The organism is Leptospira weilii serovar Ranarum str. ICFT (genome assembly GCF_000332415.1).
Classification (GTDB): Bacteria; Spirochaetota; Leptospiria; order Leptospirales; family Leptospiraceae; genus Leptospira; species Leptospira weilii_A.
In genome coordinates, this window is the sequence record NZ_AOHC02000044.1 from 1 (window position 1) to 22,841 (window position 22,841).

Annotated in this window: 22 protein-coding genes and 2 pseudogenes; 7 read left to right on the plus strand and 17 right to left on the minus strand. The window is 45.0% G+C overall.

The features are described from left to right. Nucleotide 1 precedes the first annotated feature (1 nt). Entirely contained in the window at nt 2–1,876 is a 1,875-nt protein-coding gene (locus tag LEP1GSC060_RS15360; RefSeq protein WP_051061452.1) for a DUF1561 domain-containing protein, read from the plus strand. Nucleotides 1,877–2,178: 302 nt separating this feature from the next. Then, entirely contained in the window at nt 2,179–3,189 is a 1,011-nt protein-coding gene (locus LEP1GSC060_RS15370; RefSeq protein WP_036096755.1) for an alpha/beta hydrolase, read from the plus strand. Nucleotides 3,190–3,679: 490 nt separating this feature from the next. On the opposite strand, the gene LEP1GSC060_RS15375 is transcribed toward LEP1GSC060_RS15370, so the two are convergent. Next, complete coding sequence (locus LEP1GSC060_RS15375) at nt 3,680–4,195, minus strand: CDK5 domain-containing protein (protein ID WP_003007352.1); 516 nt, start codon at nt 4,193–4,195, stop codon at nt 3,680–3,682. Beyond that, nucleotides 4,176–4,696 (minus strand): annotated as a pseudogene (locus LEP1GSC060_RS21045) (hypothetical protein); the annotation flags it as partial. The pseudogene LEP1GSC060_RS21045 and the gene LEP1GSC060_RS15375, both read right to left, overlap by 20 nt. Before the next feature lie 130 nt (nt 4,697–4,826). On the opposite strand from LEP1GSC060_RS21045, the gene LEP1GSC060_RS15385 reads away from it, so the two are divergent. Next, nucleotides 4,827–5,243, plus strand: a complete 417-nt coding sequence (locus tag LEP1GSC060_RS15385; RefSeq protein WP_003007329.1) for a hypothetical protein — start codon at nt 4,827–4,829, stop codon at nt 5,241–5,243. 218 nt (nt 5,244–5,461) lie between these two features. Here LEP1GSC060_RS15385 and srp read toward each other — a convergent pair whose 3' ends face one another. Beyond that, nucleotides 5,462–6,187 carry a sigma factor SigX-regulated lipoprotein gene (gene srp, locus LEP1GSC060_RS15390; protein ID WP_003007350.1) on the minus strand — a complete coding sequence of 242 codons (726 nt, stop codon included), beginning with the start codon at nt 6,185–6,187 and terminating at the stop codon, nt 5,462–5,464. A gap of 146 nt (nt 6,188–6,333) precedes the next feature. Then, nucleotides 6,334–7,296 carry an LA_0442/LA_0875 N-terminal domain-containing protein gene (locus tag LEP1GSC060_RS15395; protein WP_003007369.1) on the minus strand — a complete coding sequence of 321 codons (963 nt, stop codon included), beginning with the start codon at nt 7,294–7,296 and terminating at the stop codon, nt 6,334–6,336. A gap of 61 nt (nt 7,297–7,357) precedes the next feature. Between LEP1GSC060_RS15395 and LEP1GSC060_RS15400 the strand changes: the two genes are divergently transcribed. Next, nucleotides 7,358–7,900 carry an RNA polymerase sigma factor gene (locus tag LEP1GSC060_RS15400; protein ID WP_003007356.1) on the plus strand — a complete coding sequence of 181 codons (543 nt, stop codon included), beginning with the start codon at nt 7,358–7,360 and terminating at the stop codon, nt 7,898–7,900. A gap of 10 nt (nt 7,901–7,910) precedes the next feature. Further along, the gene (gene rsx / locus LEP1GSC060_RS15405) at nt 7,911–8,975 is read left to right on the plus strand and encodes an LIMLP_03685 family anti-sigma factor (protein WP_196221660.1); all 1,065 of its coding nucleotides are present in this window, start codon (nt 7,911–7,913) and stop codon (nt 8,973–8,975) included. A gap of 3 nt (nt 8,976–8,978) precedes the next feature. Here rsx and LEP1GSC060_RS15410 read toward each other — a convergent pair whose 3' ends face one another. Beyond that, nucleotides 8,979–9,446, minus strand: coding sequence for a hypothetical protein (locus LEP1GSC060_RS15410; protein WP_003007393.1), 468 nt, complete (start codon nt 9,444–9,446; stop codon nt 8,979–8,981). A 348-nt stretch (nt 9,447–9,794) separates the two neighbouring features. Between LEP1GSC060_RS15410 and LEP1GSC060_RS15415 the strand changes: the two genes are divergently transcribed. After that, nucleotides 9,795–10,217 (plus strand): hypothetical protein, encoded by a 423-nt coding sequence (locus tag LEP1GSC060_RS15415; RefSeq protein WP_196221661.1) that lies wholly within the window; start codon nt 9,795–9,797, stop codon nt 10,215–10,217. Nucleotides 10,218–10,331: 114 nt separating this feature from the next. On the opposite strand, the gene LEP1GSC060_RS15420 is transcribed toward LEP1GSC060_RS15415, so the two are convergent. The 12 genes from LEP1GSC060_RS15420 to LEP1GSC060_RS15475 are packed head-to-tail and all read right to left on the minus strand — an operon-like array spanning nt 10,332 to nt 22,030. Next, complete coding sequence (locus tag LEP1GSC060_RS15420; protein WP_003007342.1) at nt 10,332–11,807, minus strand: NADH-quinone oxidoreductase subunit N; 1,476 nt, start codon at nt 11,805–11,807, stop codon at nt 10,332–10,334. Then, the gene (locus tag LEP1GSC060_RS15425) at nt 11,804–13,507 is read right to left on the minus strand and encodes an NADH-quinone oxidoreductase subunit M (protein WP_003007348.1); all 1,704 of its coding nucleotides are present in this window, start codon (nt 13,505–13,507) and stop codon (nt 11,804–11,806) included. Before LEP1GSC060_RS15425 ends, LEP1GSC060_RS15420 begins: the two co-directional genes overlap by 4 nt. 1 nt (nt 13,508) lies before the next feature. After that, complete coding sequence (nuoL, locus tag LEP1GSC060_RS15430; protein ID WP_003007401.1) at nt 13,509–15,449, minus strand: NADH-quinone oxidoreductase subunit L; 1,941 nt, start codon at nt 15,447–15,449, stop codon at nt 13,509–13,511. Between the two features lie 5 nt (nt 15,450–15,454). Then, complete coding sequence (gene nuoK, locus LEP1GSC060_RS15435; RefSeq protein WP_003007345.1) at nt 15,455–15,775, minus strand: NADH-quinone oxidoreductase subunit NuoK; 321 nt, start codon at nt 15,773–15,775, stop codon at nt 15,455–15,457. Continuing rightward, the gene (locus LEP1GSC060_RS15440; protein WP_036096750.1) at nt 15,772–16,464 is read right to left on the minus strand and encodes an NADH-quinone oxidoreductase subunit J family protein; all 693 of its coding nucleotides are present in this window, start codon (nt 16,462–16,464) and stop codon (nt 15,772–15,774) included. The genes nuoK and LEP1GSC060_RS15440 overlap by 4 nt, the downstream gene beginning before the upstream one ends. A 22-nt stretch (nt 16,465–16,486) precedes the next feature. After that, the gene (gene nuoH, locus LEP1GSC060_RS15445) at nt 16,487–17,527 is read right to left on the minus strand and encodes an NADH-quinone oxidoreductase subunit NuoH (RefSeq protein ID WP_003007366.1); all 1,041 of its coding nucleotides are present in this window, start codon (nt 17,525–17,527) and stop codon (nt 16,487–16,489) included. Further along, entirely contained in the window at nt 17,524–18,855 is a 1,332-nt protein-coding gene (gene nuoF / locus LEP1GSC060_RS15450) for an NADH-quinone oxidoreductase subunit NuoF (protein ID WP_003007340.1), read from the minus strand. Before nuoF ends, nuoH begins: the two co-directional genes overlap by 4 nt. A gap of 15 nt (nt 18,856–18,870) precedes the next feature. Then, nucleotides 18,871–19,350, minus strand: a complete 480-nt coding sequence (gene nuoE / locus LEP1GSC060_RS15455; protein ID WP_003007354.1) for an NADH-quinone oxidoreductase subunit NuoE — start codon at nt 19,348–19,350, stop codon at nt 18,871–18,873. Then, complete coding sequence (nuoD, locus tag LEP1GSC060_RS15460) at nt 19,350–20,567, minus strand: NADH dehydrogenase (quinone) subunit D (protein ID WP_003007362.1); 1,218 nt, start codon at nt 20,565–20,567, stop codon at nt 19,350–19,352. The genes nuoE and nuoD overlap by 1 nt, the downstream gene beginning before the upstream one ends. Nucleotide 20,568: 1 nt before the next feature. Then, complete coding sequence (locus LEP1GSC060_RS15465; RefSeq protein ID WP_003007332.1) at nt 20,569–21,105, minus strand: NADH-quinone oxidoreductase subunit C; 537 nt, start codon at nt 21,103–21,105, stop codon at nt 20,569–20,571. After that, a complete protein-coding gene (locus LEP1GSC060_RS15470) occupies nt 21,102–21,662 on the minus strand; it encodes an NADH-quinone oxidoreductase subunit B (RefSeq protein ID WP_003007372.1) in 561 nt (186 codons plus the stop codon). Before LEP1GSC060_RS15470 ends, LEP1GSC060_RS15465 begins: the two co-directional genes overlap by 4 nt. Continuing rightward, nucleotides 21,653–22,030, minus strand: coding sequence for an NADH-quinone oxidoreductase subunit A (locus LEP1GSC060_RS15475; RefSeq protein ID WP_036096753.1), 378 nt, complete (start codon nt 22,028–22,030; stop codon nt 21,653–21,655). Before LEP1GSC060_RS15475 ends, LEP1GSC060_RS15470 begins: the two co-directional genes overlap by 10 nt. Nucleotides 22,031–22,558: 528 nt before the next feature. Here LEP1GSC060_RS15475 and LEP1GSC060_RS15480 point away from each other — a divergent pair. Then, nucleotides 22,559–22,831 (plus strand): annotated as a pseudogene (locus LEP1GSC060_RS15480) (IS110 family transposase); the annotation flags it as partial. Nucleotides 22,832–22,841 lie beyond the last annotated feature (10 nt).

A 22,841-nucleotide genomic window follows, 5' to 3' on the forward strand; every position in this document is an offset into this window, starting at 1 on the left:
GATCGTTTTGTCGGTCTCCGTTGGAGTCGGTTTCACTTACGGTGTGAGTCCCGCACTGGAATCTATTTTATCGACTGTCAATCCCGTTTCGCCGGTTCAAAAGCCCACCGATAAACCGAAAGATAAACCGATTAAGGTCGTTGTACACGACGGAGGCAAATTTTGTTACGCCCCTGTTTTCAGCGGAGGTGAAAGTTATATTCAGATTGAACAGTGTTGGGAGCAACACGTCGCTAACGCAAGATACGATGTGTTTCAAAGAATTTCTTATTACATTGAAAACACTTGGTTGTGTGTAACCGCCCCGGAGGCGGTGATTCTCGGAGATAAAACTTGGGATTACGTCAACCTCCGACCTTGTACGATCAATGACCCTCGACAAAGATGGATCGTAAAGGATAACGCCTTTTGGACCGCGGACGGGTTTTATCGTTTGAAGGATACGAATTGGTACGGTTATATCTCCAGAAACTCAAAGGATAACTATAACCACACGTTAGACACTTCGATGGAGGATTGGGTTAAGACCGTAGCCACTCCCGGAAACATCAGCGTTCAAACTTCCATAGCTTGGAACTTGGGAAACGATCGTTACTTCATTCATTCGAAAGGCTCGAAGAAAAATACCACGCCGATCTACTACAATCCCGAAAGCGGACATCTCGCCGAATACGATCCCGTGAGCGGATCTCTCTATTGTATGTATTCCAACGTAAATAGTTATCAATGGAATTGGGTCAAATGGGGATTGTGTAGCGACGCGCCTATCAGTAAGAACAATCCCGCTTATTGGAACGTCTCTCTGGAAACCGACGAGGGAGGGATGATCACGGATTACAAGGGGAATGCCCTAAGAGTTACCAGGTATGGATCCAATTGGGGTGTTGCCTATGCGGCTAAACCTTCTTTTTTGAAAAACGATACTACCAACAGTCCTACTTCTCTGTTTACCGTTAATAAGGATTTGCTGAATTGGGTACGTTACACAGCCGGGAATCTTGGAAAAACGGAGCAGTATTGTCCGGCCGGAAATAAGGAAAATGGAATATACAAAAGATCTAAAAGAACCCTACCGCCCGACTTTCAATTGAGTGAGGCTTGGATTCGAAGACTTTATGATATATCAAATTCAGCTGCATCAGCGAGCCAGGTTCGTGGGATATGCGGCGTTTGTCTGCTTCATAGTTTCCAGATGTTGGCGGAGCTTCAGGAGCGCCATTCGCAAGGACCTCTTCAGAGTGGCGGTTATTTTTTTGATACGGCTCCCAATACGGATCCTTTTATCTCGTTTGGACAACGTTATCCGTTATTGGACACGGCGTTGGCGGACGTTCCTAGAGTGTATGAAAGTTTTACCGGTCCTACGAGTAGGCTGCGTGTATTTGCAACCGCTATGACTGTATTGCCTCAGTACGACTGGGTTCCTTCTCGTGAATTCAGAACTCAACCTGAGATACAATCTCACATTCGCTCGCTCATAAATTCTCCGCCCGGAAGTATTTGGTTGGGGGTATCGGCCCGTCGGCATATATCCGGAACTATAACGGGGCATTCCGTTCCCATTCTTAGGACCTCTCAGGGGTTAGTGATAATTCCAACGGCCGCAGTTGCGATGCCGCTGGACTATTTCAGACAAACTTTAACACCGACCACGGATCCGCTCGAGGTAATCAATAGACTGGAAACGCCGACTAGGGCGCTAAGAATATTTATGACCATACAGTTAAGAGAAGAGATTTATGACAATATCTTTGATTTCCTAATCTCTAACAGCAATTGCACTGGAGAAGGAGAGGACAGAAGAGGTACAGGGGCCTACCCGACCAGCGCATCGGTAAATCAGTGTTTTGGAGGCAGGTGCACACTACCACTGTAGTTTTAAGTCGGCGATTTAGAAAGAAACTCTTGGATAAACATCGCCGAACTCGCGTTACATTGATTCGAAAAATCGAAATTTGTGAAATAATTGACTTTATTTTATCTCAAAATTAATCATTCGTTAAAACGGGATGAAATTGGAGACTTCAAATTACTTCCAAAATATCGGAGCCTATCCCGAAAGAAACTCAGCGTATTTTCTTCTTTTTATTTTTGTAAGTATGCAAAACCTAAATCGAACGCTTTTTTCTTGCAGGGTAGGTACAAACGAATGGAATTGTTCAATTGATCATTCGTGTCATGAGGAAAAATAAAACAATGAAGATTCTCAAGTGGGTCCTAGGACTTTTAGGAGCGTTCGGGTTATTTCTTGTCGTCACTTTTTATACGGGAACGCCTAAATACGAATATAAGACGCTCCCGTTACATGTCGACTTTGACGGATACTATCGCGAAAAACTTCTCATCAGCCGAACTAAAAAAACGAGACCCGATAATGAGGAAAAATTGGTGAGGTATTCTCCGGATAAAACCGAGTTCGCCATCCTTTATATCCACGGTTTTGGAGCTTCTCGCGCGGAAGGAGAAGAAGTTACGGATAAACTTTCGAAAGATCTCAAAGCAAATCTTTACTATGTTCGTCTTCCCGGACACGGAACCAATTTGGAAGACCATAGAGACACAACCTTTGCAGAAATATTGCAGGAATCCGAAACCGCGCTTTTAGAATCCGAAAAACTCGGTAAAAAAACAATTCTAATCGGGACGAGTATGGGCGGATTGATCTCCACATACTTGGCGGCCAAGTATCCGGAAAAGGTGCACGCGCTGATTCTCGTATCCCCTTTTTATGATTTCACAAGCCCTCTTGGAGTTATCTATCAGTTTTCCTGGGGAAAAGATTTTGCCAATCTGATAATGGGCAAAATCCGCAAATCCACAGAAGAACAAAAACGTGATCCGGCCAGCGCGTTTTGGTACAGGGATCAGTATCTCGCCGCAGTTCAAAATTTATCCGACTTGAGAGAATTTGTCCTAGGAACGGAACCGTTTTCCAAAATTTCCTCTCCCGTACTTTTATTTTACTATTATAAAAACGAAAAGGAACAGGATACGTCCGCCTCCGTAAAATCGATGTTAGACGCATTCAAAAAAATGAATGAAAATGGAAAAACAAATCCTTTCAACAAGGCGGTAAAAGTGGAAACGGGAAATCACGTTCTGTTTTCCAAATACATGAAAAGCGACAAAGAACTGATCTTAAAGGAAGCGGAAGAATTTATTCAAAAAGTGTTTTCAACTAAAAAATAATCTTTCAACCCTTCTCGTTCAAAGAGAGGGCCGTAGGAAAAATCTTGCGTGGGAAAAACCAAGGAAAAGTTTCCAACTCGGAAAGATCGCGTTATGTGTCCTTTACTAGGGGTTAGTGACTAGTGGTTAGAAAATTTACGGAGTAAGGAAATTATACTTTGTTAAAGTCTGATCCCTCTCGTTAGGAAAAAATAACTGAATCCTGATTTCTATTTGCTGAATCCTAGTGAATAGATTTCAGAAATCAGAGTTCAGAATCATTTACAGAATAGAAAAATTATGCTTTGTTAAAACCCAATTGCTCTATTAGGAAAAAACCCACTGAACTCGGACTTCTATTCACTGAATCCTAGTGGATAGATTTTAGGGATCAGAGTTCAGAAATCAGAGTTCAGAATCATTTACAGAATAGAAAAATCATGCTTTGTTAAAGTCTGATCGCCCTTTTCAGGCAAGGTCACTCTGAACTCTGACTTTTATTCACTAGTATTTATCTCTTCCGTTTTTTAGCGGGAGATTTTTTCCGAACGACTTTCTTTTTAGCCTTAGCTTTCGGCTTCACCTTGGATTTTTTAGCCGAAGATTTTTTCTTGGCTGCCTTCTTTTTTGGAGCGCTCTTTTTCTTTGCAGGCGCTTTCTTCTTGGCCGCTTTTTTAACGGGAGATTTTTTCTTAGCGGGAGCCGCACTCAACGTTTCTTGAGCGAGGATAAGAGAACTTTCCGCCAAGGAAAGCCAATCCCCTTCGAATTCGACCGGAATCTCAAGCCAATCTTTCATGGCTCTGTTATTACCGGAAGGATCAAAGAGTTTTGCGCCCGGATAACGAGAAATGATCTCAGCGATCTTTTCGGCTCCGAGTTTCAGAACGAGGTTTCCTTCAAAGAAAGTGGCAAAGGGTTTCCCTTCTAAATTTAAAGAATTTAAACCGAACCACTTTCCTGAAGTAACTTCTTTGTGTTTGGTTTGAAAGTTATCAGAAAAGGTTTCAAAAAGAAATAGTGACATGCGCCAAGAAGAATCCTTTTCGGTCAGTTTTCAAGAAATAAATCATTATCATCCATCCAACCGGAGGTTTACGATACCGGCGCGGAAAGCTCCGAATCGTCGAACGACGGATTGCCGTCCAAACCCAAATCCCAAAAAGGACCTCGTAAGAAAACGTTGATCCCGTGCGTGGCTCCCGATTTCGAAATTCCGCCCGTCAAAGTGTATTTGACGTCCTCTGAAATTCGACGATCGACATCGTCCGGGTCGCTATAGCCTTCCAAATCTTGGGCGTGGCGTCGTTCGAAAACTCATGGAAGGAACGGCGACGAAATCTACATTCTGCTTTTTGAATATTTTGGAAACCTCCGGATAACGGGAATCGGCGCGAACCCAAAACACCGATTTTACCGGCCGGGCTTTGAATGACCCTTAAATTTTCCGGAGAGTCGTCTTCACAAAGGATATTTCATCCTCTATCGGATCAATTTTTGAGGAAGAATTTTCGGCCACGACGCCATCGGATACGTTTTAAGATACGGCGTCCTAATATAAAACGGGTCGTGTTATAACCCAATAAGCCAATCGTTCAAAATCGTATATCCTACATAATATCCTTTAAAAACACTGGATTTGCGGAGAACGAGTGAAAATGAGCATTTCGGAAAAGCAGGTTCGTAACTTACGCGAATCCTTTGATATCGTTAATTTGGACAGAATCAAATTCGTAGAATTATTTTTTGTATATCTAAAGGAAAACAGCCTAAAATACGAGGACGTCTTTTCCCGGATTCAATTGGAAGAAGCCAAATCTTTTATAAGCGCCGCGCGGAACATCGCCCTTTTCGGACCTCAGGACCCGCAACTGGAAAGAGCCATTCATAACTTCGGAATGGAATGTATCAAAATCTGCAACCGAGTGGAAGAAATTCCCCTCCTGGAAAAAGGCTGGCTTTTTGCTTTGCAAGAATGGCTTGGACCCTGGTATTCCCACGAGGTGGAAGAAAGTTGGCAAGAGGTCTTCAAAATGATCCACGGTTCCTTTGAAGAAGCCCTCCAAAGAAACTAATGATTTTTTATATTCGTACATTATAATTTATTTTCAGGTTGCACCGCGTCTTCCTCGGCAGACAAACACAAACCATTCGTCCCGATCTCTAAAACGCGTGAGTTCGGTCTATTGATTTTATATGAAAAACGGAAATTTTCCGGAAGAGTAAAATCATCGGCAGGAGAAAAAATGAAATTTAAAAACCGCCGAGCCTTTTTGACTCGGCGGCCCAAAAATTACTTCAGTTTAATCGTAGATTTATAGGTATGTGAATCTTTTATCTTTTCCTCGCCGATCGTTCCGCTGATTTCCACGGTCTCCTCGATCGTCATGGTCGCTTTATCGAGATCGTCCATATTTTGAATCGAGTATTTTGCGTTGTTCGATGTGAAGGTAAGATCGATTGTCGGATATAAGAAGCCGTTCACAGTATAAGAACTCGTACGCATTCTTCGAATACTGTTCATCGTATATTTCATCTCGGTCAGCGGTGCATTCGGATTCAAATTTCCATCCATGACTATATCCGCTCTCCCATCTAAGGTAATTTCACCTTCAATCGTGACAAGAGAGGTTCCACCACCCTCCATCGTAGGAGCCATTTGTTGACAATTTTCAAACGCCATCTTTGTATCGGTAAACTGCATGCTAAACCCGGTAGCCGTTTGACTAGGGGTCATTTCACCCGACAAAGTCATCTTTCCACCCAAAGCACAATCCTGAGACTGATTGATTGTCGCAAAAGGAGATACGTTCCCTCTGGAACGAGCTCCCTGTTGCCCCGGGTTGTTATTTGCGGTAAGGACGCTCAAAGCTGCATAAACTCCGGAAACACCGGGATCTTTAGATTGAAGCGCCGCCAAGAGAAGTGCATTGTTGAGAGAGTTGTCGTCCTTTTTGCTAGCGCAGTTCGAAAAGAACAACGTTAAGAACAACATCACGGCTATTTTTTTTTGGAACATGGTTGAATCCTCCAAATTGGTTCAACTATGCCAACGACCCTCGTTTTTTTTTGTGCCACAAAAAAATTCGAAGAATGAAACTTAAATTCGGGATTGAAGCGTATTTTAGAAAAAAAAATCAGGGAATCTTGTACTTCCGGACGGTCCTAAAAACGAAAAATCACTCCGCCCGAAACTTCCTTTTCTTTTTCCCGAAAGGAAACGTTTACACTGGGCACAACTTCCCAATTTTCAAACTGATATCCTAAGAAAGCGTCCAAAATTAAAACGAAAACAAAAGCGGAAACGTATTCTTGCTTCTCACGCTGATAACGTCCTTTCTCCAGCACTTGACCGTCTGTCAAAACGACTTTCGAAGAATTCGAAATGATACTGTACGAGGCGGCAATATTGATCAGATTTCGATCGTTTGACACGATGGCGAACAGATCGAACGGCGTAGGCGCTGTACCCGTTTGCGAGGCGGATTTTACGGGACTCAAATATACGACACTTCTTTCGGTGAGATAAAGTTCCGTAAGTATCAAAAGAAAACCCAAACCTTTTAAAGTATAAGAATCATTTCGAAGCAATCGGGACCATCCGGGAATCAGCCCTTCCGCAAAAACTTTAATGCCTGATTTTTTGGCTGTGGGAACTCTTTCTTCCACACTTGGCCTTAAATTAGGAGTCGGTTTGACCACTTCGGGGTTTTGAGTGGGATGTTGTGGAGTGTTTTCTTTCGAAGTTCCTTCTAAATTGGGGGTCGGTTTTGCCAACTCGGGTTTTTTTGCTGGATTCGGCGGGAAATTGGAAATAAAAACTTTCTGGACTTCCGAGAGGGAAATTCTCTCCACCTTACCGTTTTTATGTGTGATTTCAAAACCGTTGGGAACGGTTTTGACTTCCACATTCACGATTCTTCTCCCATTTTTGAGTAAAATCGATTTCGCGTCGAGGTTCGTAAAAAAACAAGTCGATACGAAAAATAAAACGTATAACAGCGTTTCGTTGAGTTTAGAAAGTAACTCGCTTGATTCCTCGGAACGTTTCGTAGTTTTCCGAATTCTCGGAACGGAAAAATTAAGTTTAAGGTTAAATCGTAAAAATTTCGGATTCGATGGCGGCATTCGATTTTTTTTTGCTTCCGCGTGACACTTTTTTACAAGTCGGTTCGTTATTTAATTACAGATGAGCCAAAATTCCGAAAGTCAAATTTTTGATTTTGACGGTTTATATTCGAGAAATTATGAAAAAATTTATCGATTTCTTCTTAGCAAAGGCGCTTCCAAAGAGGAAGCGGAGGAAACTTGTCAGGAAACTTTTATCAAAGTCCTGAACCATTGGGAAAAGTTCGATCCTTCCAAGGGCAACGAAACGTCTTGGATGCTTACGATCGCCAAAAACCAATTCCTGGATTTGATTCGGAAGAAAGGCGCATCCGAAAAAAGAGAAGTGGAAAATTCTCATAAAGTTTTAGAATTTATTTCGAAAAAGGAAATAGAATACGAGGAAGATAAGCATCAGTTGGATCTTTTAAACGCAAGCGTGGAAAGTTTACCTCATTTGGAAAAGAATATAATCATACTGCGTTTTTTAGGAAAATATACGATCAAAGAAACCGCCGAAAAGTTAGGGATATCCGTAAGAACGGTAAATCGGAAAACATACGCGTCGCTGACCGTCCTACGTAAGAAATTGCAAAATTCGAATTTCGACTTTGAGAGTATATAGGAGATAAAAGATGGAATCTAATCCCGAATCAAATCGAAGGTCAAATATGCAACGAGCCATTGCCAACGAAATGACACGATCGGAACTCAGCCAATTTTTATCCGATCCAAAGTCCAAAAAAGAATTCTTCGAGTTGATGAAATTGAAGATTCAAATCGGAACCTTGGATGTAAATCGAAAGGAGCTTGAACCGTTCCGTTCCCGTGAAAAAAAACGCGGCGTTCTCTATTTTAGAAATTCATTATTAGCCGCCGCCTGTGTTCTATTACTTTCAGGTTTGGCATTTTATTTTAGATTTTTTACCGGGAACCAAAACGAATTCGAAATCACCAAATCGGTGACGACGGGCCAGTGTAACGTTACTATGGATAAGGAAAAAATCGTTCTGAAATCCGGTAAAAATTCCTACTGCGATTATACGATCGCCGGAGATCTGGGGTTGACTTTGAGAATTTTACCCGATTCGATCTTTTCCGCTTCCAAAAAAGGGGACGAAATCAATCTGGATTTAAGGTCGGGAACGGCTCTGTTTACTACGATCAAAAAAAAAACAACTCTGAGAGTTCGATCGAAAGTCGAGACCATATCTTCCGAGCTCCTAGGAACCACTCTCGTTCTCATAGTGGACCCGCATTATAAAAAATATCAAATTATAGTGTTAGAGGGTGCGATACGAGTCGAGCCGTCCGATTCCACAAAACCGAAAGTGGACGTTTTAACCGGATACTCCGTTCTTAAAGACGAAACTTCGCAAACCGCTTCGCAAGAAATCGAAGTCGTCAAAACGAACTCGGGCGAATTTACGAAATACCAAGCCCTTTCCGAGGATTCCAAAAAAACCTTAAATGAAAATTTTACCCGTCATAACGAAACAACAAATTCCTTAATTACATCCGATCCTTCGGATCATTCCCGCACATCGGTCCCGATCTATCGAATCACTCTCAAAAATAAGAAAGTTTATTCCGGAACGATCGAAGAGACGGATCGATTTTACCTGCTTGTGGATAAGGAAGGGAATAGGATAGAAATTGAAAAAGAAGATATAATAGAATTGGAACTCGTACAACCGTAACGTTTAGTATTTAGGCCAATCGATCGTATCGTCTTTAAAAAGCGGACTGAATCCGAAAAAGATCAATTCGTTTTCTTCAAACTGAAAAACCGCGTTGAGTTTATCGGAGAAGGCGGTCACACCGTGATCTTCTTCGTGGTCGTGACCCTCGTGATCTTCATCGTCCTCTTCAAAATCGTCGATTCCGTTTTGACTCAGAATTTCTCGGACGGTTTCGATGGATTCGCCTATGATCGGTTTTCCAAAAAGCCGAATCGAAGGATTTGAAATCGTAATCGAATACAATCGATCGCCTTCGTCCTGATCGAATTCATATTCGGATTCCTCCGAAAAATATTCGTATCCGGTCGAGACGGAACCTTCGTAATCGTAGTCGTAGATCTCGTCGGGTTCTCCGAGTTTTGATTTTACCTCGTCCTTGGACATTCCGAAATAAAGACCGTTCAACCCTTTTCCGATTTCTATGTTCATACTTCCCCCTTCGAGTTTAAAAAACTTATCTTTGGATTTTTCAACGATCCGACGAAATCACAGGCTCTTTCAAACGTCTAGGACTGACAACCTCTTAAAATCCGTACACCGTATTATCCGCCCCGCAAGTTGTCGGATCTAAAGATAATCCGTATCATTATCCGGTCGTTTTACAATCCTCGTTGATTTTCTATTTCGATCCTTTTGTTTTTGTTTCAACGGACAAAAAGATTCCGGTTCCGTTTTCAAAATATCCGAGGCACAATCATTCCAAAAAGGACTCTAAAATTCCGTGTTTCGTTTTAGAAAAAGGACAAAATTCTCATGAAAGCAAGAATCAAAGCTTGGATTCAAAAAATCAAATCCTGGGTCGCATTTTTACCGATCGTTCTGAAACTTTTCGTATACGGATGTGAGGAAAAAAATACGGAAGACCCGAAGTCCGCTTATCTTTACTGGTCGGGGGCTCAAACGGTGCCGAACGATTTGGAACTCATTCACGGTAAGTATTGGGAGTCGGCGCACTGGAGTCACGAACACATTTTGTTTTTAGAACTCAAGGCCCCTCCTCCCTGGAGAAAAGAATTCAAAAAACTGAATCGTTTGATCGAAGTCAAATCGGACGGATCCGAACCTTCCGACGCTCCGGCCTGGTTTAGACCTCCTAAATATTATAAAGTTCTAATGCCCAGCGGAGAATACGGTCAAGGTTCCGTTTATTATGAAAATCCTAAAAACGGACATATGTTTCTTTACGATGTTCAACTATAAAGGATCAAAAGAGTTGTTGAAAAATTCCATAGTAGGATTAACAAAACCGCTTCGATCGTCCGTTTTAATGTAACGAAACGGACGGAAAATTAATTGTTCAACAACTCTAAAGAACTATAGATCCGGACGAATATTTAAATCATGGGGAACGATCGATAACCAACCGAACACGACCATAAAAAGACAAATCAGGACGACCACCGTCACTCCGATACTGTATGGAGCCGCGTGATTGCGCGAGATTTCCCCCTCGTCGCTGCTCATGAATGTCGCGATTCCGATCCGCAGATAGTAGTATAACGCGAGCGCGGAGTTCATCACTCCCCCGATCAATAAAATTCGATTCATCAGAGATTCGGACTCGGCGAGTTTTTGAAAGAGGAACAACTTCGCCCAAAATCCTCCGAAAGGCGGAACTCCCGCCAAGGACATAAAGAAGATATTGATCGCGATCGCCGTAAGCGGTTTTACCCCAGACAAAGACTGAACGGAAAAGAAAGTTACCTGTCTCGTTCCGTCTTCCAAATACGCAAGGATCGCAAACGCGCCCAAACTCATAAAAGAATATATGGTGAGATAGAACAACACTTCTTCTTTGATTCCCACCGAGATCCCCGCGACGATATAACCGGCGTGTGCGATCGAAGAATACGCGAGCATTCGCTTTAAATTTTCCTGTTTTAATGCGAGCAGGTTTCCGTAGACCATCGATAACAACGCAAGAATTCCGGGCAACCACGACCAAGTGCTGTCTTGGAGCGGTACCGGAAGTTTCGTATAAAGAACAAGCAAAAGTCCGATGGAAGCCGACTTTGCCGCAGTGGACATATAACCGGTTACCGGAGTTAAAGCGCCTTCGTATGCGTCCGGAGTCCAAGCGTGATACGGAAAAAGCGCGATCTTAAACGCGACCCCCGTGATAAACAATACGAGTCCGATCTTCGTGAAATTTCCTTGGTATCCGTCGATCATCAGAGGTTGTAAAGCGGCGGTGATGTTCGTAGATCCGCTTCCACCGAATAAAAAGGCGATCCCCATCAACATAAACCCGGAGGAAAAACTTCCGAGTAAAAAATACTTCAGAGTCGCTTCCAAGGAAAACAAATCGCTTCTCGCCATTCCGATCAGAATGTAGAGACAGATACTCATGAGTTCCAACGCCACGAATACGAGAATGAAGTCCTGTCCGGAAGTCATGAGTATCATTCCGCAGGTTGCGAACAACAATAAAGGATAGAATTCGGGAAATTCTACTTTATGATTTTTTAATATTCTTGGAACGATCGCCGCGGTTCCGATCGCCATCGAGATGTAGATCAGATTCAACCAAAAGGTTACGGGCGAATCTTCGATCTGCCCGCCGAAGTAAGTTCCGGTGCCGGGTAATTGAAAATCGGAGTAAGGTACGTTTGCAAAAGCGATGTAAATCACACTCGCAAAAGCGGAGAGTAAGATCAGTCCGGACACGTATCTTACGATCAGAAATTCTTTCGTTTTAAAAAGTACGGTCAAACAGATCACGAACACTCCGCCCGCGGCTAGGATCAGCGCGGGTAAAATGGAAAATAAGTCGAGGAAGGTCGGATTCATTTTTGCGCCTCCTCGTCCCCTTCCGGAGAAGTTTCTTTTCCCTTTCGGATCGATTCCGGCAACGCATATTTTCCCTGGAATCCTTTCAGGCGTTCCTCGTAACTCGGCGGATTCTCTCCCAATGATTTATACGAAACATATTTTCGGAGCGTATCGATATCGACGGTCTTGCCGTTCCGATCCGTTTCTTTATAAGTACTCGGAGAACGATCCCGAATGACTTTTGCAGACGCGGAATTTAATGCGACTTTGACGGAAGGTTCCAATACTTTTAAAAACGGTTTGGGATAGATTCCGATCCAAAAAATCATGGCTACGGTCGGAACGAGGATCAACCACTCTTTCAGATTGAGATCGTGGTGTTCGATCAGGTTTTTGGTCGGCTCTCCGAAGATCATCCGTTTTGCGAACAACAATAAATATCCCGCGGCAAACACGACTCCGGTTGCGGCTAACGCACCATATACGACGTTGGCCTTGATACTTCCGAGGATGATCAGAAATTCTCCGATAAAACTATTGGTTCCGGGAACTCCCAAGGAAGAAAAAACCGCGATCGCAAAAAAGACCGAAAACACCGGAAGCAACTTGGACAATCCCCCGGCTTTCGCAATATCGTTGTTTCCGATTCTTTCGTGTAACATTCCCAGCATAAAAAAGAGCATCCCCGCCGTAAATCCGTGGTTGAGCATCTGCAACATTCCGCCCGCCATTCCCTCTTCCGTAAAACTCAAAATCCCGAGCATACAAAAACTCATGTGTGAAAGAGAAGAAAACGCCACGACTCGTTTGGAGTTTTCCTGAGCCATCGCGATCACGGCTCCGTAGATGATTCCGACGATACAAAGTCCTCCGAGAATTTCCCTGTATTCCAACATTTCTTCCGGAAACAATGGAATCGCTAAACGTATGAACCCATAAAGTCCGATCTTCAATAAAATTCCGGAAAGATCCACGGAACCCACGGTGGGAGCTTGCGAGTGAACGTCCGGCATCCAAGTATGAAGCGGGAACAAAGGCACCTTGATCGCAAACGCCAAAACGAATGCAAAAAACATAAACAAACGAATGTTCTTCGGAATTTCCGGCAATAGTCCCGTGGACAATTCTTCGATCACGATCGTTCCGGTTTTAAAATAGAGTATTAGAATTCCTGCAAGCATCAACACCGATCCGGTAAACGAAAAGATCAGATATTTGATCGCCGCCTTGACTCGTTGATCCTCTCCCCAAATTCCGACCATGAGCACCATCGGAGAAACCATCGCTTCCCAGAAGATATAAAACAACACGAGATTTCCGGATAAGAACACTCCGTGAACGCTCATCTCCACGATCATTAGATAAATGTAAAATTCGCGAATACGGTTGGTGATACTCGTCCACGTAGCCAACGTGGAAAGAAAAAACAACAACGAAGACATTCCGCAGAGGAGGAGACTGAATCCGTCCAGTCCGATATGATAGTCCACTTTCAGTTTTCCGGATGCGACTACGTTCCAAATTCTATCCACAAACTGTAGGGAGGAATTGGAAGGATCGTATTTAAAATACAAACCTACGATGATCAAAAACGGAAGGAGCGTGAACGATCCGGAAATGAATCTCAGCCAATGAACCTTATCGGATAAAAATAAAAACGGAACTCCGATCAGAGGTAAAAATAAAAAGATACTGAGTATATACGGCGGGAAATCCAAGTTACAGCCCCCTCATTAGAAAAAAGGAAAGTATGACTACCGTTCCGAGTACGATCAAAATCGCGTAGTCGACTACGATTCCCGTTTGAACCCGCCGGAGAACCAACGAGATCGCGACCGCGAACCTTCCCGTTCCTCTCAGTATCAGATCCAAAAAATTTCTTTCCACGTGATCGGCCAAAAACTTTCCGAGAAGTAGGATCGGCTCTACGATAAAGTTGCGATAGAATTCATCCACGTAGTATTTCTTGGAAAGAATTCTTTTGACTCCGGTATGAGATTCTTCCGCGTCGGGAATTTTTTTTCCGGTTAAAAAGATCGTTCTCGCGATGAATATTCCGGCGACCGCGACCGCTACGGAAAACGCGACCAAACTCAGTTCCATCGTAGTTCCGACCTCGTGAACGTCTAACGACTGTTTTACGATCATCTCCGAAATTTCGGTTCCTCGGATAAAAACGGGAGCGAAGTAGCGGGTGAGCACGTTCGCACCTCCGAAAAGAAAATGAGGCACTTCCAAAAATCCGGCGATCGCGGCTCCGATGGACAAAATCACAAGCGGAATCGTCATCACAATCGGAGACTCGTGTAAGTGTTCCGCCTTGTGGGAAGAAACCCGGGATTCTCCGTAAAACGCGAGATACGTCATACGAAACATGTAGAACGCGGTCAATAACGCCGTCACGATTCCGAGTCCGTAAAAAAGCGCCCCATACGCATAACTCTTTTCTAATATTAGATCTTTGGAAAAGAATCCGCTAAAAGGTGGAATTCCGGAAATCGCGAGGGAGCCGACAAGAAAAGTAATCCAGGTAATCTTCATCTGTTTTTTGAGCCCGCCCATGTTTCTCAGATCCTGTTCGTGATGGAGCGCATAAATCACCGAACCCGATCCCAAAAACAAAAGCGCTTTAAAAAACGCGTGAGTCATCAAGTGAAAAAGCCCCGCGACATAGGCGCCCGCCCCCATCGCGACAAACATATATCCGAGCTGCGAGACGGTGGAATACGCGAGCACCTTCTTGATGTCGTTTTGAAAAAGCCCGATCGTAGCCGCAAAAAACGCGGTCACCGATCCGACGATCACGATCCAATGTCCCACCTGAGGCGCGGATAAAAAGATCGGATTGAGTCTTGCGATCAAAAAAATTCCCGCGGTCACCATGGTCGCCGCGTGAATGAGCGCGGAAACGGGAGTCGGTCCGGCCATCGCGTCGGGAAGCCATACGTGCAACGGAAGTTGCGCCGACTTTCCGATCGCTCCGATAAAAAAACAAACCGCAGCCAAAGGAAGTATATAACGAAAAGAAGGTACTTCCGGAATCGCTTCTCCGATCGCCGTAAAGGAAACGGAACCCGTATACCAAAACACGAGCGCGATCCCTAAAAGCATCCCAAGATCTCCGATCCGGTTTACGATAAAGGCTTTCATCCCCGCGTCGGCTGCGGTTTCTTTGTGATAGTCGAACCCGATCAAAAGATACGAACAAAGCCCCACTCCTTCCCATCCGAGAAAAAGAAGAATTAGATTTTCTGCAAGTACGAGATTGAGCATCGCAAAGATGAATAGGTTCAAGTAGGCGAAATAACGCGCAAACCCCGGATCGTCCTTCATGTAGCCGATGCTGTAAAGATGGATGAGGGCCCCGATTCCGGTGATGATCAAAATCATATACAGCGAAAGTTGATCGACTTGATAGGCGAGAGAAACCTGGATTCCGCCCGCTTCAATCCAAGGAAATACGGTTACAATTTCCGGGATCGTCCTTTCCATCGGATGAAACAGAAAAAAGCATACGAGAGCCAACACAAAAGAAACGAACACAACTCCGGTCGAAAATATTCCGGTAAAACTTTTCAGCCATTTACCGAAAATTCCGGAGACCAAAAATCCGATCAATGGAAGAGCGACTAACGCAGGTATCAGATTTGTTATTTCCATTCTTCCTACCACTTCATCAGATTCATTTGATCTACGTAGCTCGTCTTTTTGATTCTATGAATCGCGATCACGATCGCCAGTCCGATCGCGGCTTCCGCGGCGGCGATCGCCATCACAAAAAACACGACCACTTCTCCGTCGACTTGATGAAGAGCTTTTGAGAATGTTACGAATACGAGATTCACCGAATTCAAGATCAATTCCACCGACATAAAGATCAGAACCGCACTTCTTCTTACCATCACCCCGCCGACTCCGATCGTAAAGACGATCATCGCAAGAATCAGATAGTAGTGGATCGGGATTCCGGAGATCCAGAGGCTCATAACTTTCCTCCTTCCGTTTCTTTTCCTAAATTCTTTTTACCGAGGACGACCGCGCCCAACACGGCCGCGAGTAATAATATGGAGATGAGTTCAAAAGGGAGAAGATATCGTAAAAACATCGCGCTTCCCACAACCGCCGTGTTTCCTTGAGAATAAACGTCGGTCGGAGTCGTATCCTTTCCGGAAACTGCGTTCGGAGTTGCGTCGTTTCCGAATGGAACGTTCGAGTCCGACGCGTTTTGGTTATTCGAAATTCGAAAATAATATCCGACAAATTTTCCGTCTTTGTTCTGGGCGTATCCTACTGGTGCGGAACTTTCCGAGGGGATCCCGTCCTGAACCGCGGTGATCAAAAGGACTCCCAGAAACATTACCAATCCCAAATATAAGAGTTTCTTAATGGGTTTTTCAAAGATAAAAAATCGAGGTGCGTCGTCTCGGAGAGACAAAAGCATCAATACGAACACGACCAATACCATGATCGCCCCCGCGTAAACAAGAAGCTGCATCGTGGCGATGAAAATCGCGTTCATCACCGCATAGATCGCGGCCAGGGAAAAAAAACTCAACACGAGGAGTACGGCGGCGGTGATCGCGTTCGGATGAAAGACGACCCCGAGAGAACCGAGGATCATCACCGAGGCGAACAGAAAGAACAAAAGCAACTGAGGTTGATCTGTAAATGGCATATTTTTTTATATTATTATATTCTTAAAATTGTATATAGAGGCTCGCGATCAGTATGTTCAAAACCGCCCAGGGCATGAGTTTTTTCCATCCCAGAGTCATCAGTTGATCGTAGCGAAAACGAGGAAGGGTCCATCTCACCCAAAGAAACAAAAAGGTGAAGAACAATACTTTTCCCAAAAAGAAAAAAAGTCCGAATAACGGCTGTAATACGTGTCCTTCCAAAATCCCGAACGGAACCTGATATCCCCCGAAAAACAGAAGTGTTACGACACAACTCATCGTGATCATGTTCATGTATTCCGCGATAAAAAATAATGCGAACTTAAACGCACCGTATTCGGTGTGAAACCCGACCACAAGTTCGGATTCCGCTTCCGCCAAGTCGAAAGGCAGACGGTTGGTCTCCGCAAACATGGCGACCACAAACAGACAAAACGCGATCAACCCCGGAAGTTTAAAGATGTTCCAAAGCCCGGCCTGCGCCGCGCTGATATCCGTAAGTTTCAAAGAACCCGTGAGGATCACGATCGAAACCACACTCATAGAAAGAGGAAGTTCGTAACTGATCATCTGCGCCGTGGAGCGAATGGCGCCTAACAGCGAATATTTGTTGTTACTCGCCCAACCCGCGATGATGATCCCGTAAACCGCCAAAGAAGAAATCGCAAACAAAAATAAAATTCCGGTATCGGGATTGGCGACTTGTAGATCCAAAAAAGTAAGACCGGTTTTATCTTGAAGCCACTGCGGAAGAGGAATCTGACCTCCCAAGGGAACGACCGACCAGGCCATAATCGCGCAGGTCATCGAAATCGCGGGAGCGATCAAATACATGACCTTGTTCACCTGGGTCGGAAACACTTCCTCTTTAGTCAAAAATTTAATTCCATCCGCGAGAGGTTGTAAAAGTCCCCAGATCCCCGCGCGGTTCGGACCCTTTCGATCCTGGATAAAACCCGCGACCTTTCTTTCGGCGAGCGTATAATACGCGCAGGCGGTGATCAAAATAAAAAAGAAAAGTCCGCTTTTCAAAAGCCAAAATAGAATTTCGTTCCAGTTCATGGAGTGGTCCTTCCTCCCACCGTCTCAATCCGATCCTCTTTTCTTCTTCGGGGATGATCGGGCACGGGCGCCGGTTTTTCTTTCAATCTCGCGTCAAACTCCGCGCGAAACTTTTGGATCGCCGGACGGACCGCTCCCACACAAGCGTCGGAAAGAGGACAGATCGTAGTTCCGCCTTCCATATTTCTGGAAAGAGAAAGAATCAGATCGATATCCTGGGTTGTTCCCTCGCCTTCTTTGATTTTATACAGAATGTCCCGGACCCAATGCGTTCCTTCCCTACAAGGTGTGCACTGTCCGCAGGATTCGTGCGCATAAAATCTCGCGAAACGATACGTGGTTTCCACGATGTCCGAACCTTCCGCGAGCACGATCACCGCGCCCGAACCGAGCATGGTCTTGTGAGCCGCCATGGATTCGAAATCCATATTAGCGGTTTTGCATTCTTCCGCCGTCAAAATCGGCACCGAAGATCCGCCCGGAATTACGGCTTTGAGAGGTTTATCGTCCACGATTCCTCCGCAAAGATCATTCACAAGTTCTAATAAAGGAGTTCCTAATTCGATTTCGTAGACACCCGGTTTTTTTACGTGACCCGAAACGCTAAAAAGTCTCGTACCCGGAGATTTTTCGGTTCCGATCTTGGAATACCAATCCGCGCCCTTGTCTAGGATATGAGGAATCGCAGAAAACGTTTCCACGTTATTGACCACGGTCGGAGAACGATACAAACCCGAAACCGCGGGAAAAGGGGGTTTGAGTCTCGGATGGCCTCTTCTTCCTTCCAGGGAATTGATGAGCGCCGTTTCTTCTCCGCAGATATAAGCGCCCGCGCCCTCGTACAAAATCAAATCGAAGTCGAAATCGGTGTCTAGAATATTTTTTCCGAGATAACCTTTGGCATACGCCTCGTCGATCGCGGTCTGCATGGTCTTGGCGCCCTTTTGAAATTCTCCCCGAATGTAAAAAAATCCTTTGTTGGAACCGATGGCTTTCGCTCCGATAATCATACCTTCTATGATTTGGTGCGGAAGGTTTTCAATCAGTTTACGATCTTTGAATGTTCCCGGTTCACCTTCGTCGGCGTTGCAGATGATGTATTTCGGTTTTGGAATGTCTTTCGGGATAAAAGACCATTTGAGTCCGGTCGGAAATCCAGCGCCCCCTCTTCCTCGTAGGCCCGATTTTTTGACTTCCGCGATGATATCGTCCGGTTTCATCGCGAGGGCTTTTTTCAAACCGTCGTAACCGTGTACGGATTCGTAAAACTCGAGTTTGGCGGACTGAGGGTTGTCTATGTATTTCGTAAGAAGTTTCATTTCTGCCATAAGGATTTCCTTTTGTCAGTTCAGGTTATCGAGAATCCGATCCACTTTTTCGGGAGTCAGTTGCTCGTAAAAATCGTCGCCTATCTGGACCATCGGAGCGTAACCGCAAGCGCCCAGACATTCCACTTCTTCCAAAGTGAACTTGCCGTCCGGGGTCGTCTGTCCCGTATGAATTCCCAAACGTTTGCAAAGGTGTTCTTCGATCCGATCGCTTCCCGACAGATAACAACTCGAAGTTCCGCAAATCTGGATATGATATTTACCGACAGGTTTTTTGTTGTAGAGAGTGTAAAACGTGGCGACCCCGTAAACTTGTGCGAGAGAAATCGGATCTCCCAGACGTTCGGCGATGTAGTCCATTCCCGCTTGGTCCACAAAACCGTTTTCCCTTTGGAGAATGTACAAACAAGGCAGAACGAGGGAACGTTTGTCCGGAAATACTTCCAACATCTTTTGGAATCTTTTTTCGGAAACGTCGCTAAACTTGTAACTCATCAGCAGTCCAACTCCCCCGCGATCACGTTCAAAGAACTCATGGTCGCGACCGAATCGGCAAGCAATCCGCCCCGAACGAGTTCGGCAAATGCCTGATAATACCAAAAACAAGGGCGTCTAACGTGCACCCTCCAGGGAGATTTTTCCCCTTCGGAAACGATGTAAAATCCGAGTTCACCGTTGGCGGCTTCGGTCGCCATGTAGTGTTCTCCCGGAGGAACCTTGACCCCGTGCATGATGATCTTGAAATGATAGATCAATTCTTCCATGTTGTTGTAGACTTTGTTCTTTTCGGGAAGATACGCATGCGGAAGATCCGCGTGCCAAGGCCCTTCCGGAATTCCGTCTACGAGCTGTTCGATGATCCGGATCGACTGACGCATTTCTTCCATGCGGACTAACGTTCTATGAAGAACGCTTCCGTCTTCTCCGATCGGAACGTCAAAGTCCACCTTATCGTAAAATAGATAAGGTTCGTCCTTACGAACGTCCCAGTCCACTCCCGCGGCCCTGAGATTCGGCCCTGTAAATCCGTAAGCGATCGCGTTTTCGGCGGAAATTCCTCCGATCCCTTCGGTGCGTCCCAGAAAAATTTTATTCTTTAAAAGAAGACTGTTGAATTCCTCGATCGCGGGTTTGAGTCCCTTGCAGACGAGTTTGATTTCCTTAACGAAGTCCGGATAAATGTCCCGTTCCAGTCCTCCGATTCTACAAAAGGTCGTGGTCAATCTCGCGCCGGTGAGTTTTTCGATAACCTGATAGATATTTTCGCGATGATGAAACAGATGCAACATCCCGGAGAAGGCTCCGAGATCCACTCCGAGAATCCCCGTGCAGATGATATGATCCATGATCCTGGAAAGTTCGGAGATGATCATCCTAACATACGTTACACGATCGGGTACTTCCACCTGCATCATCTTTTCCACGGCGAGGATCCAACCGATGTTGTTCAGAGGAGTGGAAACGTAGTTCATCCGATCCGTGCAGACCAAGAACTGATTGTATGTATAACGTTCTCCTAATTTTTCAAAACAACGATGCACGTATCCGATCACGGACTCGGCTTCCACGATTCTTTCCCCGTCGATTTGGATCACGTTTTGCAAAATTCCGTGTGTGGCCGGATGAGAAGGCCCCAGGTTTACCAGAAGATGTCCTTCGGGAAGATTTTTATATTTCTGTTGGAAGTGTTCCGCCGTTTTTTCGTACATCATACTACTTCTTCCCTCCTTCCTTGGTAATATCTTCGTTTATGTGAATGTGAAGCAGATCCTCGATCAGATAATCCTGACCGAATCCTTCCAACGGAAAATCCTTCCGCAAGGGATGTCCTTGAAAATTGTCGGGCATCAAAATCCGATCCAGGTTCGGATGACCGATAAAGGAGATTCCAAAAAGATCATATACTTCCCTTTCCGGCCAGTCGGCTCCCTTGTAAACGTTAGTCGCGCTTGGAACCGATTCCCCGTCTTCGACGCGGACCTTGATCTGAATTTTGCTCGCGGCCTTATTTCCGGAACGAAGCAGATAATTGACTTCGAATCGGGGCTCTTTTTTTCCGAGCCAATCCACCGCGGTTAAGTCGTTTAGAAAATTATAATTGAGTGTCGGATGGTTTTTAAGACCGTTCAATACGGGAACCACACCTTCGGGTTTGAGATAAAAAACCGGAACGTTGGAGACGACCGGTTCCTGTACGTCCAAAAAATGCGGAAATTTTTCTTTGAGGAAACGTTCTACTTCTTCTTTCATCGTACGACCAGGGGTTTATTTCTTTCGTTCAATTCCTGGATTTTCTGCATCACTTCCTGACGTCTCGCTTCCAGCCCCTGGGTTTTCAGTTTCGTCTGCAATTTAACGAGTGCGTCTAAAATCGCCTCGGGTCTCGGAGGACAACCGGGAACATAAATGTCCACCGGAAGAATTCGATCCACTCCCTGCAAAACTCCGTAGGTGTTGAACATTCCCCCGGAGGAAGCGCAGGCCCCGACGCTGATGACAAACTTGGGTTCCGCCATTTGATCGTAGATCTGACGGAGGACGGGAGCCATCTTGTAAGTGATCGTTCCCAGTACCAGGATCATGTCCGCCTGACGCGGAGAAAACGAAGGACGTTCCGCTCCGAAACGGGCGATGTCGTAATCGGAACAGGCCGTACTCATATACTCGATTCCGCAACAAGCGGTTGCAAAAGGAAAAGGCCAAAGGGAATTGCTCCTTCCCCATTGAATCACGGATTCTATACTTCCAAGTTGGAGCATGTCTCCCAGAGCCTGTCCCGGAGCTTGACTCAAATCACTCAATCCCATTCCAGAGCTCCTTTCTTCCAGATATAGTATAAACCCACAACTAAGGTCAGGACAAACACAAACATCTCGAAGATGAGAAAAAAACCGAGTCCCGCGTTTTTGAATCCGATCAGATTGACCGCGTAGGGAAACAAAAAGACCGCCTCGATGTCGAAGAGGATGAAAAGGACCGCGACCAGATAAAACTTGATGTTAAAAAGTCCTCTCGCGTCTCCGTAATATTGCACACCACATTCGAAGGCGTCTTGGGGTTTCGATTTTTTCTTCGGACCGATGAGTATGGCAAGGGTAAGGATCAGAGCGGAGAATCCCACTCCGAGTAAGAACTGGATTAATAGAGGGCCAAGGTGCTCGGGAGCGCTATCCATTGCACCGATTAGACTCTCGTTTGTATATGGCCTGTCAATCAATTTCGTGATTCTATCGAGCGATCCATAGAGAGCGAGATAGCCAAAAGCCGCGGAGCGAAAGCGTTGGCTCTTAGCGAAGCTAAGATGAGCGATCCATAGAGAGCGAGATAGCCAAAAGCCGCGGAGCGAAAGCGTTGGCTCTTAGCGAAGCTAAGATGAGCGATCCATAGAGAGCGAGATAGCCAAAAGCCGCGGAGCGAAAGCGTTGGCTCTTAGCGAAGCTAAGATGAGCGATCCATAGATTAGTATGATTCTTGGACGTAAGGCAGTTCGAAGTGTGATATTCTTGATTCGACGGAGTCAAGAAGGCCGGTGGCAGATTGATCGCTCCCTTGGGGTTTAGACCCCGACCCATAGATGAATCTAAATCGGCCACCGCAAACCAAAGTGTGGCGGCTTAAACAAAGTCGACCGCGAATAGGAGTGCTGGTGATATCACCCGGCTTTGTTAAGACCTTCCGCCTCTGTCATTTTAGGAGAAAAGAAATGAACAGTCAAGAAGTCAAGTATGTAGGAATTGATTGTGGTAAAAAAAGTTTAGAGGTAGTTCGAATCAATTCGGAGAACTCGCTCGAACGTCGACAATTCAGCACAACGGAAAGCGGAATTAACAATTTATTAAAATGGTTAACGTCGAACGATATCGTAGGCCTGGAAGCAGGATCTCAATCTTTTAGAATTGCAAAATCAATACTAAACAAAGGAGTTCAAGTAATTGTTTTGAATCCCGGAGACTTAGCAACAATTTTATCAATCTTATACTAGGTGT